The organism is Gordonia ajococcus (assembly GCF_012974285.1).
GTDB classification, from domain to species: Bacteria; Actinomycetota; Actinomycetes; order Mycobacteriales; family Mycobacteriaceae; genus Gordonia; species Gordonia amicalis.
Window position 1 is genome coordinate 4,344,458 of the sequence record NZ_CP052884.1, and the last position, 12,611, is coordinate 4,357,068.

Here is a 12,611-nt window from a genome sequence, read left to right on the forward strand (position 1 = left end):
CTACGAATCAGCGTGAGCGCAAGTCCCCGCCCGGCTTGCATCGGCGGGGTCCGCTGTCGTGGCGGTCAGGACGCGAAATAGTCGTCGAGCGTCACCATGCGCAGCTTCCGGCGGCGGATGATCTCGACCAGCTCGGGATAGACCTTGGTGACGGGGTCGTGGTTCGCGTGGCCGATCACGACGGTCTGCGGCCGGAAGTACTTGCGTGCGCACTGCACGAGGTACCTCTCGGTGATCAGGCCGGAGTCCGAGAGAGAGCCGTACCAGAGCGTCGGCATGGTGTAGCCGAGGTCGGCGGCCACCGCGTCGACCGCCGCGTTGCGGTAGCCGAAGGGTGGTCGGTAGTACGGCGTGCCGTCGACGCCGAAGTTCTTCTTCAGGAACCGCTTCGTCCGTCCGAGTTCGTCGGCGATCCCCTTGGCCGAGAGTTCGGTGAGAGCGGGATGGGTCCAGGTGTGGTTGCCGAGCTGGATCTGCCCGGATTCGACGAGCGGGGCCAGCTCGGCGCGGTGATCGGTCCACCCGTCGAACGATCCGGTCACGAAGAACGTGAACCGCGCACCGGTGTCACGGGCGAACTCCACGTAGGCCCCGATGACCTCGGAGCTGGCGCCGTCGTCGACCGTGAGGGCGATGTGCCTGCCCTTGCCCGGCAGTCGCGTGATCGGCTCGGCGGGCAGCGGGCGACGGGTTCCCACGGCCGGCGGGAGCAGTCTGGCACGGGACAAGGCCGGCGTGGGCGGGCCGGCCGGCGAGGTGGGCAGCGTAAGCGGAGTGCCGGACGGGGTGATCTCGGCGGCCGGGACCGGCGAGGCGCACCCCGTCACGGTGCTCGCGCTCAGGGCCCCCACCGTGCCGGCCGCGAGGACCGCGAGGAAGTCGCGTCGTTCCATGCCGGGAATTTAAGGCATAACCGACATTGTGGGTTCAGCGACGCGGGCTCACCACGTCATCTCGTCACGACATCGTCGCTGATCGTCGTTCGGGTCCACCTGAACGGTGGCGTGTTCGAGTCCGTGACGGGCCAGGACGGCCTGCGCCGCCGGGAGCACCTCGGCGTTCGGGCGGCTGCTGCCGAGATGCACCGTGGCCACGTCCATCCCGGTGGTCAGGGTCCAGACATGCAGGTCGTGGACGTCATCGACGATGGGGATACCGGCGAGGTCGGCACGCAGCGCCTCCACGTCGACGTGCGCGGGCGCCTGCTGATTGAGGATGCGCAGCGCGTCGATGGCGAGCCGGAGTGCCCGCGGCACCACCCACAGGGCGATGAGGACCGCGACCACGATGTCGGCGTAACCCCACCCGGTGGTCAGCGCGACGATGCCGGCGATCAGGACCCCGACGCTGCCGACCGCATCGGCCAGGACCTCGAGGTAGGCGCCGCGGACGGCAATGGACTCCTGCGCATCTGCGCGGAGCAGGAGCATGACGACGAGGTTCACCGCCAGACCCAGCAGTGCCACGACGATCAGCGTGAGGCCGGGAACCTGAGGATCGTTGCCGATGCGCTCGATGGCCTCGAACAGGACGAAGGCCGCGACCCCGATGAGCAGGACCGCGTTGGCGACGGCCGTGAACACCTCGGCGCGATGCCACCCGAAGCTGCGGGTGTCCGTGGTACGGCCGTGCCGGCCCAGGAGCAACGCGATCAGCCCCATGATCAGCGCGACCACGTCGGTGAGCATGTGCCCGGCGTCGGCGATCAGGGCGAGGGAGTTCACCACGATGCCGGTGACGAGTTCCACCACGAAGAACCCGCCGATGAGAGCCACCGCCAGCACCATCGGCCACAGCCGCCGCTCCCCCGCGGCACCGGTCCCGGGGGTGTGGGAATGCGAATGTGAATGACCCATGATGGCGGTCAATATATGCACAAGTTCGCATATGTGGCAACAGCCCACCGTGCCCGGCGGGCGGCCTCAGCTCCGCAGGGTCGCCAGAGCCGACGACCGGCGCAACCCCGCGATCATCAGCAGGTCGACGAGCAACGAGCGGACCTCTGCGAGCAGCGCGGCTTCCGAGAGATGGCTGTTCACGGCCAGGTCGGTGGGCGCCTTGCGCACGATCGAGCGGATGACGCGCGCGGCCTCCACGGGGTCGGGGTCCTCACCGGGGTCGGCCAGCATCATCTCCCGGAGAACCTCGAACGCTCCGCCCACGTCCTCGATGATCTCGATGATCGCCGGCTGGACCCGCTCACCGCGCTGGGTGACGGCCAGGGACCGACGGGCGATGATCCGGAAGTTGCGGACCGCGTTGTCGATCGGGTCCGCGGTTCTCACGAGCCGGTCGAGACGGTCACGCGAACCCCAGTACAGCGGCGAGATCCGGGTGACCTCCCGGCCGCCGGTCATGTCGGTGCGCATGTTGTTGATGGCCGTCTGCGTCCCGCGTGCGGCCTCGAGCGCCGCGGCTATCGTCTCCGCATCCCCGTCGCGCAGACCCGCGGCGACCGACCGCGCCGCGTTTCGGATGGTGAGCAAGACGCCCGCTGCGTCCTCCCGCGCCCGATTGGCCGGGTTGACCGGGAACAACGCAGCCACCACTATCCCGACAACCCCGCCGATCAGCGCGTCGATCGCGCGGTGGAACCCGGCGACACCGCCGGGCGGCAGCAGGGTCGCGACCAGGACGGCCGACGACGCCGCCTGCATGGGGATCAGCAGACCGTCGTCGAGCACGACAGCCAGCGACATGGCCAGGACGACGACGACCATGATCTGCCAGGCGCCCTCACCGACCACCCCGATGAAGAGGTCGCCGACGAGGATGCCGATCGCCACACCGCCGACGAGTTCGACCGATCGACGCCATCGGCGTCCGAGACCGAGTCCCAGCGAGATGACAGCCGCGATGGGTGCGAAGAACGGGTCCGGATGTGCGAAGACGTGGATGGCGATCCACCACGCCACCCCGGCGGCCAGCGCGCACTGGACGATCGGGACGAGAGATATCTTCAGACGCCGAAGGCGTCGTCTGACGGTCCCGGGCAGGGAGTCGTAGACCCGGCGCGGATACGAACCGCTCGCGGCTGCCGGCATTCGACGGGTCGCGGGTCGCTCAGACCAGGCCGAGCTCGGCGGCCGCCCGGGGGTCGCTGTCGTTGAGGAGGTCGAGGCAACGCAGATGCTCGTCCTCCTCGCCGATCAATTCGGCGGCGCGCGCGAGCGCGCCGACGCACCGCAGGAAGCCGCGGTTGGGTTCGTGGCTCCACGGGACGGGACCGAAGCCCTTCCATCCGTGACGGCGCAGCTGGTCGAGGCCGCGGTGGTAGCCGGTCCGGGCGTAGGCGTAGGCCGCGATCACCGCGCCGGTGTCACCCGCCTCACCGGCAGCCGTCGAGGTCTCGAGCGCCGCCTCGGCGAGGTATGCCCACGCAATGGAGGCCGTGGGATGGGCGGCCGCGACCTCGGCGGGGACAGCCCCGTTGAGCAGGTCCGACTCGGCGTCGTCGTCGCCGGTGAGCAGAACCGGTTGCGGGCCGAGGAGATCTCCGAATGACGTCATGTACCCATTCAAGCATCGTGACCGCGGAGGCGACCGTATCGACCGAACGCCCTAGTGCTCGACCGGCCGGCGATTCGCTAGGGTGAATGACGCAATCGGTCCTGTCACCGAGTCACTCGGCGGCCGGACCGAAACCATGCGATGGGCAAGAATGCGGGGTGATCAGTCGATGGCTCGATCAGAGGGGCCGAGAACTGCTGTCACCAAGGCACTCTCGACGCTGCGCCAGGTCCGGGACGAACGTCGCGCGCGGCGGACCGGCCACACACCGGGCACCGACCCGTTGAGTCCTCCCGGGCCGAAGAGGGAGTCCGGCCAGGATTCCGGGTCTCACACGGACATCGCAGACACCACCCCGGATAATGTTCCGACCGGCGAGGACGCCGGGAACCGGAGCACCAGCAGAGAGGGCCACGAGCCAACCGTGGACGATCCCACCCAGAACGACACCGCCGAGAACCAGGCCGACGGAAACAAGGCCGACGGGGCGGCGGCCACCGGCACCGACGCTACTGACGCGCCCCGCCCTGCGAAGGCACCGAAGCCGAAGGGCGGACGCGGGATCGACGGCGCCACCCAGGTGATCAGTCGGGACAATCTCCCGTCACCCGAGGATCTCGAGGATCTGGACACGATCGATCCGCTCGGAGCCGATGATGCGGGCACGAGCGGTGAAGAGACCCCGGCCGCGCCGACGAGCAAGCCCGCCCGTCTGGGTCCGAGCGATTCGAAGACCACCGTGATCCGCCGCGAGGACCTTCCCGACCCGAGCGAACTCGAGGATCTCGACGACATCGACGCGACTGCGGCGCCCGAGACCGAAACCGAAGCCGAAGCCGTCGAAAACCCGGCGAGCGCGTCTGCGGCGGAGGCGGAGGCCACCACAGCGGACGACGACGAGTCCGCCGTGCCGGGCGCAGAGGTGTCGGGCGCAGAGGAGTCTGACCAAGAGAAGCCGGGCACAGAGAAGTCGGCTGAGTCCGGTGCATCGGAGACCCGGGAAGCGGAGGACGCCGACGAGTCTGGCGCCACCGTCGCCGCCGTCGCAGCGGGCTCAGCAGCCGCCGGTGCTGCCGTGTCGAGCACCGACGAGTCCGACGAGGACACCTCCGTCGAGGACGAGACCGGCGAACCCGAAGCGGTGGACGCAGCCGCTGACGGGGAAGCCGAAACCTCCACTGCGGCAACCGAAGACGAGAACACCGAATCCGACGAGGCCGCCACCGAGCCCGCCGGAGACGCTGCCGCCGAGACCGCGGAGCTCACCGAGACCGCCGAACCCACCGAGACGGAGGTCCAGGACGAGGCCGCGTCGGACGAGCCCGTCGAGGTCGAGGCCACCGGAACCGAGGACACCGGAGCCGAGGACACCGCGACCGACGAAGAGGCGCCGTCCGGCGAGGCACCCACCGAGGCGATCGTGCTGCCGCCGACTGCCGAAGACTCTGATGAGTCGAGCGCCGCGTCGGAGGACGTGCCCGAAGACGAGTCCGACTCGGACGCCGCCACGAAGGTCATCCCGGCGGCGGCCGCCGGGGCCGCGGCTGCCGGTGCGACCGCTGCGGGCACGAAGTCGCCGGCGACGGATGAGCGCACCGACACCGTCCCGGAGCCCGCGGTCGCCCCGTCGTCGACCGGCGAGTGGACGACCACGACCCACCAGCCTCAGGTCATCCCCGGCAGCAAGCCGTCGAAGACCACCAAGAAACGCGGCAAGGGTCCGCTGATCGCCGTCGTCGCGCTCCTCGTGGTGATCGTGGCGGCCATCGGCGGCATCTTCGCCTACCAGAACATGACGGCGACCCCGCCGGCCGACGAGGCCGCCGAGGTGGCGCTGGACTACACAACCGCGCTGTACGAGGGCGATCTCGAGACCCTGCGGTCGGTGACGTGTGGCGAGCTGCACGCCTTCTACACGGACTTCGACGACGCCGCCTACCAGAAGACCTACGACGCGCAGAAGGCCCGCAACGAGCTCGTCCAGACGCAGGCGATCAACGCCGTCCGGGTCGTCGAGGGCGGCGACCTGGCAGTGGTCGAGGTCGTCGCGGTGCACACGAGCTCGCCGGAGACACCCGAGACCGTGACGCTGAACCTGCAGCGCGACGGTGATGCCTGGAAGGTGTGTAACCCCACGTGACCGGCGGTCAGGGGTGGGGTCCCCCGTCGACCACATCCCCTCCGCCGCCCCACGCCCCGCGATCGGACCGGCAGGAAGGCCGGCCGGAGTCCGGGGAGCAGTCCTCGGACGTCCCGGCCTACTTCACTCCTCGACGACCCACGCCGCCGCCGGTTTCGGGCGGCCCGTCGCGGCGTATCCGGCCGGCACATCTCGGGGACACCGATGCGCGTTCCCGCACCGGGTCAGGTTCGCGCACCGATCCGGCGGTCGTCGTCGCCGCGCTCGTGATGATCGCACTGGCGGTTGCGGTGATGGTCGGGTTGCTGACCTCCTGACGCCGGTTGCGGCCGCCTCACCTCTCCCCTCGACCCCGGAGAACAGTTCTGCCCGCACCCTTCCGGGTGCGGGCAGAATCGTGTGTCAGACGATCAGGCAGTCAGCGACTTGCCGTTCGACTTGAGGTCGTTGCAGGCCTCGACGACGCGCTCGCTCATGCTCGCCTCGGCCTTCTTGGACCAGCTGCGCGGGTCGTAGACCTTCTTGTTGCCCACGTCGCCGTCGACCTTGAGGACGCCGTCGTAGTTGCCGAACATGTGGCCGGCAACGGGACGGGTGTAGGCGTACTGGGTGTCGGTGTCGACGTTCATCTTCACCACGCCGTAGCTCAGCGCCTCGTCGATCTCGCTCTTCAGCGAGCCCGAGCCGCCGTGGAAGACGAAGTCGAAGGGCTTCGCGCCGTCGGCCAGACCCAGCTTCTTGGCGGCGACCTCCTGCCCGGTGTTCAGCACGTCGGGACGCAGCTTGACGTTGCCCGGCTTGTAGACGCCGTGAACGTTGCCGAAGGTCGCGGCGAGCAGGTAGCGGTTGCCCGAGTCGCTGGCACCGAGGGCCTCGATGGTCTTCTCGAAGTCCTCGGGGGTGGTGAACAGCTTGTCGTTGATCTCGTTCTCGACGCCGTCCTCTTCACCGCCGACCACGCCGATCTCGATCTCCAGGATGATGTTGGCGGCGCCCGCCTTGGCGAGGAGTTCCTTGGCGATCTCGAGGTTCTCGTCGAGCGGCACGGCGCTGCCGTCCCACATGTGCGACTGGAACAGCGGGTTGCGGCCGGCGTCGACGCGCTCCTGCGAGATCTGGAGCAGCGGGCGCACATAGGTGTCCAGCTTGTCCTTGGGGCAGTGGTCGGTGTGCAGGCCGATGAGGACGTCGTACTTGGCGGCGACGACGTGCGCGAACTCGGCCAGTGCGACGGCGCCGGTCACCATGTCCTTGACGCCCTGGCCCGAACCGAACTCGGCACCGCCGGTCGAGAACTGGATGATGCCGTCACTGCCGGCGTCGGCGAAGCCCTTGATCGCGGCGTTGATGGTCGACGACGAGGTGCAGTTGATCGCGGGGAATGCGTAACCACCCTTCTTCGCCTTGTCGAACATCTCGGCGTACTGCTCCGGGGTTGCAATGGGCATCGACGAATCCTCCAGGGTGTTGATGTGCTCTGGTGTTCGGGTTCTCTCGCCGTCGGTTGTTCTCCGTGGCGAGCAGCCGGACTTCCCGCGGCCGGACTTCCCTCAGTATGGCAGGTGCCACAGTTGCGGGTGCGCCCGGATTCGCGCCCGGACCTGCACCGTCCTCGGCTCAGGCGCGGGTGAGCAGCAACGGCGCGGCCATCCGCGCGGACCACCGGCCGCCGGCGAAGGTCAGCCCGAGCAGCCGGCGGTCGTCGAGTGCCCGGAACTCGTCACGGACCCACCGCCACGGCATCGGTCCGTCCTGCCCGTATGAACACACGATGACCGGCCGGCCGTCGAGCCATGAGGGCTCGAGCGTCACCTGCATGGGCATCAGCTCGCGGAGGGAGCCGTCGGCGTCGTCGACCAGGTTGACGGCGTCACCATCGGCGGCGAACCGCTTCCCGCGCCAGCCCCGCATCCCGCCGAGCGCGATCGCCCGCGGCGCCACCGCCTTCAGAGGGGCCGGTCCCACGAAGGTGATGAGGTAGTCGCCGGGGGCGGGCAGCGTGGTCGGGGGCGACGTCTCCGAGAACAGGGTGCGCAGGCGCCCCAGGGACGTGGGCAGGGTGGTGATCACTGTGCTCCGATGCTCGAGGTGTGGTCGGGTGACGAGGTCCGGCGGGCACTGTAGCGGGCGGCGAACCGCTCGGCCATGGCGGTGATGGTCAGGCTGGGGTTGACACCCACGTTCGCCGGGATCGACGAGCCGTCCACCACGTACAGGCCGGGATGGCCGAACACCTGGTGGTCGGTGTCGATCACGCCGTCGGAGGCGTCGGTCCCCATCGCGGCCCCGCCGAGGACGTGTGCGGTGATGGACTTGCCGCCCACGCTCTCCAGCAGCAGGTTGAGCGGCCGGCCGCCCACCGATTCGGCGAATCGCCGGGCCACCTCATTGGCCTGCGGCAGGTAGCTCGGGGCCGGGGCGGCCCCACCGGTTCGAGACCGCAGGACGCGCCGCCACGGCGTGACCGGGGAGCGGTCCATCACCAGGCGGATCTCGTTCTCCACGTTCTGCATCACCGTGAACACGCTCAGGCGCTCGATGAAGTTGCGCGCGGTCATCAGCCGGAGCTGCCGGAACGGGTGGCGGCCGAGCTCCGCCAGCGCCGCGCGCCGTCGCCGGGAAGGGACCTCACCATCGATCAGCGGGCCGAGCTGCAGACGCATGTGCCAACCGCCGACGTACCGGTTCTGGGTGACGTGCGTGGCCTCGTCCGGATAGAACTCGCTGGAGATGGTCGGGCCTCGGGTGAGATCGGCGTTCGGATCGTCGGCGAGAACCGCGGTGATGGCCTCCGAGTTGGTGCGCACCCCGTGACCCAATCGGGGCGAGACGTGCGGCAGCAGCCCCTGCTCGCGGGAGCGGAACAGCAACTCGACCGTGCCCAGCACGCCCGCGGCCAGCACCACCTCGGCCGCGCGCAGGACCTCACCGTCGGCGGTGCGGACCTCGTATCCGCCCTCCGGCATCGCGGCCACGGTCTCGACGCGGGTGTCCGGGCTGATCCGGACTCCCCGGCGCTCGGCGAGCCACAGATAGTTCAGGTCCAGGGTGTTCTTGCTGCCGTACGGGCAGCCGATCAGGCAGGCTCCGCAGAGCCGGCACCCGGTGCGATCCGGGCCTTCGCCGTCGAAGAACGGGTCGGGGACGGTGACGCCCTCCTCACCGGGCGCACCGAACCAGATCGCCATGGGCGTGGGGCCGTATGTCTGTCCTGCGCCCATCTTCTCCGCGGTGGTCTCGAGGTGGCGGTCCATCTCGCCGACGAACCGCGTCGTCTCGCGTCCGAGCATGCGGGCGGCGGTGCGGTAGTGCGCGGTCAGCTGGGCGCGCCATCCGTCGGCCACCTCGGGCCAGGCGGGGTCGGTGAAGAACTCCTCTTTGGGTTCCAGGAGTACGCCGGCCCACACGATGCTGCCGCCTCCCACACCGGCGCCGCCGATGATGCCGACGTGTCGCAGCACCCGCTGCCAGAAGAAGCCCTTCAGCCCCAGCTCCGGCATCCACAGGTACTTGCGCGGGTCGGTGCGGGCGGCGAGGAGATCCTCGGGCGAGTGCCGACGACCCTGTTCGAGCACCAGCACGCGCCGACCCTGCTCGGCCAGCCGCAATGCCGAGACGGCGCCACCGAACCCGCTGCCCACCACGATCACGTCCGCGGTGTCGTCGGGGTCTGCGGAGGGGTGCTGGGAGGGGTCGTTCGACGAACCGGACGTCATGCGAAGAGCTTAGTTCGGACCGGTCGGGATGGCGGGGCGGGACCATCCGGTGAAGTCGTCTCGTGCCGCCGAACCGGTCGCACGCCCCGCTCCCGATCCCGGCGCGATTCGTCGTCGTCGATTTCGCGAGATTCTGCCCAGGTCGCATTCGTGGGTACTCTGGGATCCCGTGATCGACTCAGCACTTGCCACCACGACCACCAACCTGGCTCTTCTGCCGGGATTCCTGGATCCGGTCAACCTGCTCAACTCGTTCGGCACCTGGATGCTGGCGGGTCTGCTGCTGGTGGTATTCATCGAGTCGGGGCTCCTGTTCCCGCTACTCCCGGGCGATTCCCTGCTCTTCACCGCAGGCCTGATCGTCGCGGCGAAGTCGGCGGAGATCGAGCCCTTCGCGCCGCTGTGGGTGCTGCTGGTCACCATCCCGATCGCTGCGTTCCTGGGCGACCAGGTGGGGTATTGGATCGGCAAGAAACTCGGCTACACCTTGTTCACACCGAACGCGAAGGTCCTCAAACAGGCCTACATCGACGAGGCCCACGAGTTCTTCGAGAAGCACGGCCCGGTCACGATCATCCTGGCCCGCTTCGTCCCGATCGTCCGGACCTATGCACCGCTGGTCGCCGGCGCTGCCCGCATGCGGTACGCCGTCTTCCTGACCTACAACATCGTCGGCGCGGTGGCCTGGGGCGTGGGTGTGACACTGCTCGGATACTTCCTCGGGCAGATCGAGTTCATCCGCGACAACGTCGACTACATCTTCATCATCATCGTGCTGGTGTCGGTGCTGCCGATCATCTCGGAGATCGTCAAGCGCATCCTGCGGTCGCGCAAGGGTGTCGTCGAGGAGGAGCCGCTGGCCCCGTCGAAGGACCCGGCCACCACCCCGCCGGCCGAGTAGGCCCCCACTGCGGAGGCGCGAACCGGTATCGAGGTCCGCTACCAGGCGTCACCGAGGTCGGCGTGCTGGCGTACCCACGCGTGCATCGCGATCCCGGCCGCGACACCCGCATTGATGCTGCGGGTCGATCCGAACTGGGCGATCGACACCGTCATGTCCGCCTGCCGCTGCGCGTCGTCGCTCACGCCCGGACCTTCCTGGCCGAACAGCAGCACACACTCGCGCGGGAGTTCCACGGTCTCCAGTGGCCGTGACCCAGGGGTGTTGTCCACCGCCACCACGGCCAGCCCCTCGCCCCGAGCCCAGTCGATCAGGTCCCCGACCGTGTCGTGGTGCATGAGGTGCTGGTAGCGGTCGGTGACCATCGCACCACGACGGTTCCATCGACGACGCCCGACGATGTGGACCGCCGCGACGGCGAAGGCGTTCGCGGTGCGCACCACAGTGCCGATATTGGCGTCATGGGCGAAGTTCTCGATCGCCACGTGTAGTGGGTGGCGACGCGAGTCGATGTCGGCGACGATCGCCTCGCGCTTCCAGTACCGGTACGCGTCGACGACGTTGCGGGTGTCCCCGTTCGCCAGCAGTTCGGGGTCGAGGCGCTCGTCGTCCGGGATCGGCTCGTCGGGATGTTCGACGGACCACGCGCCTACACCCACCGGCGGTCCGGTGACCCACTCGGTGGGACCGGCGACCCCGGCGTCTGGGTCGAGCGCGTCAGGCAAGGCCGAGATCGCTCAGCCCGAGCAGCGAGCGGTAGGGCACGCCCAGCCCGGTGATGACGGCGTCCGCACCGGTCGCACGGTCGACGACGGTGGCGACACCGACGACGTTGCCGCCGATCTCGCGCACGGCCTCCACCGCGGTCGACGGCGAAGCACCCGTGGTGCTGGTGTCTTCGACGACGAGCACATTGCGGCCGACGATGTCGGGTCCTTCGATCCGACGCTGCATACCGTGGGCCTTGGCGGCCTTGCGCACGACGAAGGCGTCGATGTCGCGGCCGTCGGCGTGCATGATCGAGGTCGCGACCGGGTCGGCGCCGAGCGTCAATCCGCCCACGGCGACGTAATCCCAGTCGGCCGTGAGCTCGCGCATCAGCCGGCCGATCAGCCGAGAGGCCTCGTGATGCAGGGTGGCGCGGCGCAGGTCGACGTAGTAGTCGGCCTCCTTACCGGAGGAGAGCGTCACCTTGCCGTGCACGACGGCGAGTTCGCGGACCAGTTCGGCGAGTCGTGCCCGGCCCGCCGAGTCGACCTGGGGTGGCGTGTCGTCGGAAACCGGGATTGACGAGGACATGCGACTACTCACTCTCGAACTCGCCGGCCGTGGGCCGGTGTGCACTGGATGACGATTACCCTACGGTGTCCGCGACACCGTCAGATCAGCCCTGTCGGATCAGCTGCGGTGACGGTTGGAGCGATCGCCCGTGTCGTCTGGGCGACGCGAATCCTCCGGCTTCCGCGAGCCGGAACCGCGGACGGGCATCGGGGCCATGCCCCGGCCGGTCGTCGTCTGCGCTGCACCTGTCGCCGGCGGTTTGCGGACCGGCGGCGCGCTCGGCCTGGCTGCCGCAGAAGCCTCCGTAGCGGGAGCCGCCGCAGCCTGGCGACGACGCTTGTCGCGCATCGACTCGGTCTTCTCGTCGGCGAGTTCGGCGCGCGTGGGTCCGTGTGGATCGCGAGGGTCCGGCGAGTCCTCGGGTTCGCGCACCGGCGGGAGAACACGCAGCAGGTCGGCGAAACGACGAACCACCTCGAGGCCGGTGTTGAGTGTCGCGGGGTCGTTGGTCAACGGCAGCGAACCGAGCGCCCAGTTGCCCTCGTTCCACAGCACTTCGACGAACGCCGGGGCTTTGTTGGCCAGCGCGACCATCCGCCGGTCGCAGACACGGCGCGCGACGTCGAGGTTGTTGGAGAACATGACTCGCGGCCCCATCGCACCGAGGAGTTCGACGTCCTCCTCGGCCGGAGCCAGCACATCCTCGTGACGCAGGTCCACAACGACGGGCGAGGGCGAGGAGCGGCGGACGGCGATCACGGTCGCGGTCTCGGCGAGATCGAAGACGACGGTCTCCACGCCGCCGTAGCGGCCGTACGCGACGTCGCGGACCTCGACATGATCGGGGACGTTCATCGTCGCCCGGCGAAACACCTTGCGCAGCTTGGTGTCCGTCTCGCGGAACTTGAACTCGTGCTCGTCCCCCCAGACCGCACGCTGGTGTCGCGCGACGCTCGACCGCTGCCGGTCGAGCCACAACAGGACGCCCGCACCCGCGAGTGCCACGGCGGCGATCAGGAAATAGACGGTGGTCATCGCGCTACAGCCTACTATCGGCAGGGCC

The 12,611-nt window shown here is 69.2% G+C and carries 13 protein-coding genes; 3 read left to right on the top strand and 10 right to left on the bottom strand.

Translation table 11 applies throughout. The features are described 5' to 3' along the window. Positions 1-65 precede the first annotated feature (65 nt). From GAA2_RS19605 to GAA2_RS19620, 4 genes are all read right to left on the bottom strand, one after another. Positions 66-893 carry a polysaccharide deacetylase family protein gene (locus GAA2_RS19605; protein ID WP_159405253.1) on the bottom strand — a complete coding sequence of 276 codons (828 nt, stop codon included), beginning with the start codon at positions 891-893 and terminating at the stop codon, positions 66-68. Positions 894-941: 48 nt separating this feature from the next. Continuing rightward, positions 942-1,856: a cation diffusion facilitator family transporter gene (locus GAA2_RS19610; protein WP_159405254.1), complete on the bottom strand. Its 915-nt coding sequence runs from the start codon at positions 1,854-1,856 to the stop codon at positions 942-944. Between the two features lie 66 nt (positions 1,857-1,922). Beyond that, positions 1,923-3,044 carry an FUSC family protein gene (locus GAA2_RS19615; protein WP_159405255.1) on the bottom strand — a complete coding sequence of 374 codons (1,122 nt, stop codon included), beginning with the start codon at positions 3,042-3,044 and terminating at the stop codon, positions 1,923-1,925. Between the two features lie 19 nt (positions 3,045-3,063). Next, complete coding sequence (locus GAA2_RS19620; RefSeq protein WP_005197899.1) at positions 3,064-3,510, bottom strand: DUF3151 domain-containing protein; 447 nt, start codon at positions 3,508-3,510, stop codon at positions 3,064-3,066. A gap of 424 nt (positions 3,511-3,934) precedes the next feature. Between GAA2_RS19620 and GAA2_RS19625 the strand changes: the two genes are divergently transcribed. Both GAA2_RS19625 and GAA2_RS19630 read left to right on the top strand, forming a co-directional pair. Further along, positions 3,935-5,650: a hypothetical protein gene (locus GAA2_RS19625; RefSeq protein ID WP_316249305.1), complete on the top strand. Its 1,716-nt coding sequence runs from the start codon at positions 3,935-3,937 to the stop codon at positions 5,648-5,650. After that, positions 5,647-5,967: a hypothetical protein gene (locus GAA2_RS19630; protein ID WP_159405257.1), complete on the top strand. Its 321-nt coding sequence runs from the start codon at positions 5,647-5,649 to the stop codon at positions 5,965-5,967. Before GAA2_RS19625 ends, GAA2_RS19630 begins: the two co-directional genes overlap by 4 nt. A 93-nt stretch (positions 5,968-6,060) precedes the next feature. On the opposite strand, the gene fbaA is transcribed toward GAA2_RS19630, so the two are convergent. The 3 genes from fbaA to GAA2_RS19645 all read right to left on the bottom strand — a co-directional run bounded on the left by fbaA (position 6,061) and on the right by GAA2_RS19645 (position 9,366). Beyond that, complete coding sequence (gene fbaA / locus GAA2_RS19635) at positions 6,061-7,098, bottom strand: class II fructose-bisphosphate aldolase (protein WP_006360991.1); 1,038 nt, start codon at positions 7,096-7,098, stop codon at positions 6,061-6,063. A 169-nt stretch (positions 7,099-7,267) separates the two neighbouring features. After that, the gene (locus GAA2_RS19640; RefSeq protein ID WP_159405258.1) at positions 7,268-7,720 is read right to left on the bottom strand and encodes a hypothetical protein; all 453 of its coding nucleotides are present in this window, start codon (positions 7,718-7,720) and stop codon (positions 7,268-7,270) included. Further along, positions 7,717-9,366, bottom strand: coding sequence for a GMC oxidoreductase (locus GAA2_RS19645; RefSeq protein ID WP_159405259.1), 1,650 nt, complete (start codon positions 9,364-9,366; stop codon positions 7,717-7,719). Before GAA2_RS19645 ends, GAA2_RS19640 begins: the two co-directional genes overlap by 4 nt. 169 nt (positions 9,367-9,535) lie before the next feature. On the opposite strand from GAA2_RS19645, the gene GAA2_RS19650 reads away from it, so the two are divergent. After that, a complete protein-coding gene (locus GAA2_RS19650) occupies positions 9,536-10,267 on the top strand; it encodes a VTT domain-containing protein (RefSeq protein ID WP_006438111.1) in 732 nt (243 codons plus the stop codon). Positions 10,268-10,305: 38 nt separating this feature from the next. Here GAA2_RS19650 and GAA2_RS19655 read toward each other — a convergent pair whose 3' ends face one another. The 3 genes from GAA2_RS19655 to GAA2_RS19665 all read right to left on the bottom strand — a co-directional run bounded on the left by GAA2_RS19655 (position 10,306) and on the right by GAA2_RS19665 (position 12,583). Further along, positions 10,306-10,992, bottom strand: a complete 687-nt coding sequence (locus GAA2_RS19655) for a TrmH family RNA methyltransferase (RefSeq protein WP_159405260.1) — start codon at positions 10,990-10,992, stop codon at positions 10,306-10,308. Then, positions 10,985-11,566, bottom strand: a complete 582-nt coding sequence (gene pyrE, locus GAA2_RS19660) for an orotate phosphoribosyltransferase (protein ID WP_159405261.1) — start codon at positions 11,564-11,566, stop codon at positions 10,985-10,987. Before pyrE ends, GAA2_RS19655 begins: the two co-directional genes overlap by 8 nt. Before the next feature lie 99 nt (positions 11,567-11,665). Continuing rightward, positions 11,666-12,583 carry a hypothetical protein gene (locus GAA2_RS19665; RefSeq protein WP_159405262.1) on the bottom strand — a complete coding sequence of 306 codons (918 nt, stop codon included), beginning with the start codon at positions 12,581-12,583 and terminating at the stop codon, positions 11,666-11,668. Between the last annotated feature and the right edge of the window lie 28 nt (positions 12,584-12,611).

Bases quoted from the DNA above. Each gene is read 5' to 3' on its own strand.
- GAA2_RS19605 (WP_159405253.1), bottom strand. From the start codon at position 893: ATGGAACGACGCGACTTCCTCGCGGTCCTCGCGGCCGGCACGGTGGGG.
- fbaA (WP_006360991.1), bottom strand. From the start codon at position 7,098: ATGCCCATTGCAACCCCGGAGCAGTACGCCGAGATGTTCGACAAGGCG.
- GAA2_RS19615 (WP_159405255.1), bottom strand. From the start codon at position 3,044: ATGCCGGCAGCCGCGAGCGGTTCGTATCCGCGCCGGGTCTACGACTCC.
- GAA2_RS19665 (WP_159405262.1), bottom strand. From the start codon at position 12,583: ATGACCACCGTCTATTTCCTGATCGCCGCCGTGGCACTCGCGGGTGCG.
- pyrE (WP_159405261.1), bottom strand. From the start codon at position 11,566: ATGTCCTCGTCAATCCCGGTTTCCGACGACACGCCACCCCAGGTCGAC.
- GAA2_RS19610 (WP_159405254.1), bottom strand. From the start codon at position 1,856: ATGGGTCATTCACATTCGCATTCCCACACCCCCGGGACCGGTGCCGCG.
- GAA2_RS19620 (WP_005197899.1), bottom strand. From the start codon at position 3,510: ATGACGTCATTCGGAGATCTCCTCGGCCCGCAACCGGTTCTGCTCACC.
- GAA2_RS19645 (WP_159405259.1), bottom strand. From the start codon at position 9,366: ATGACGTCCGGTTCGTCGAACGACCCCTCCCAGCACCCCTCCGCAGAC.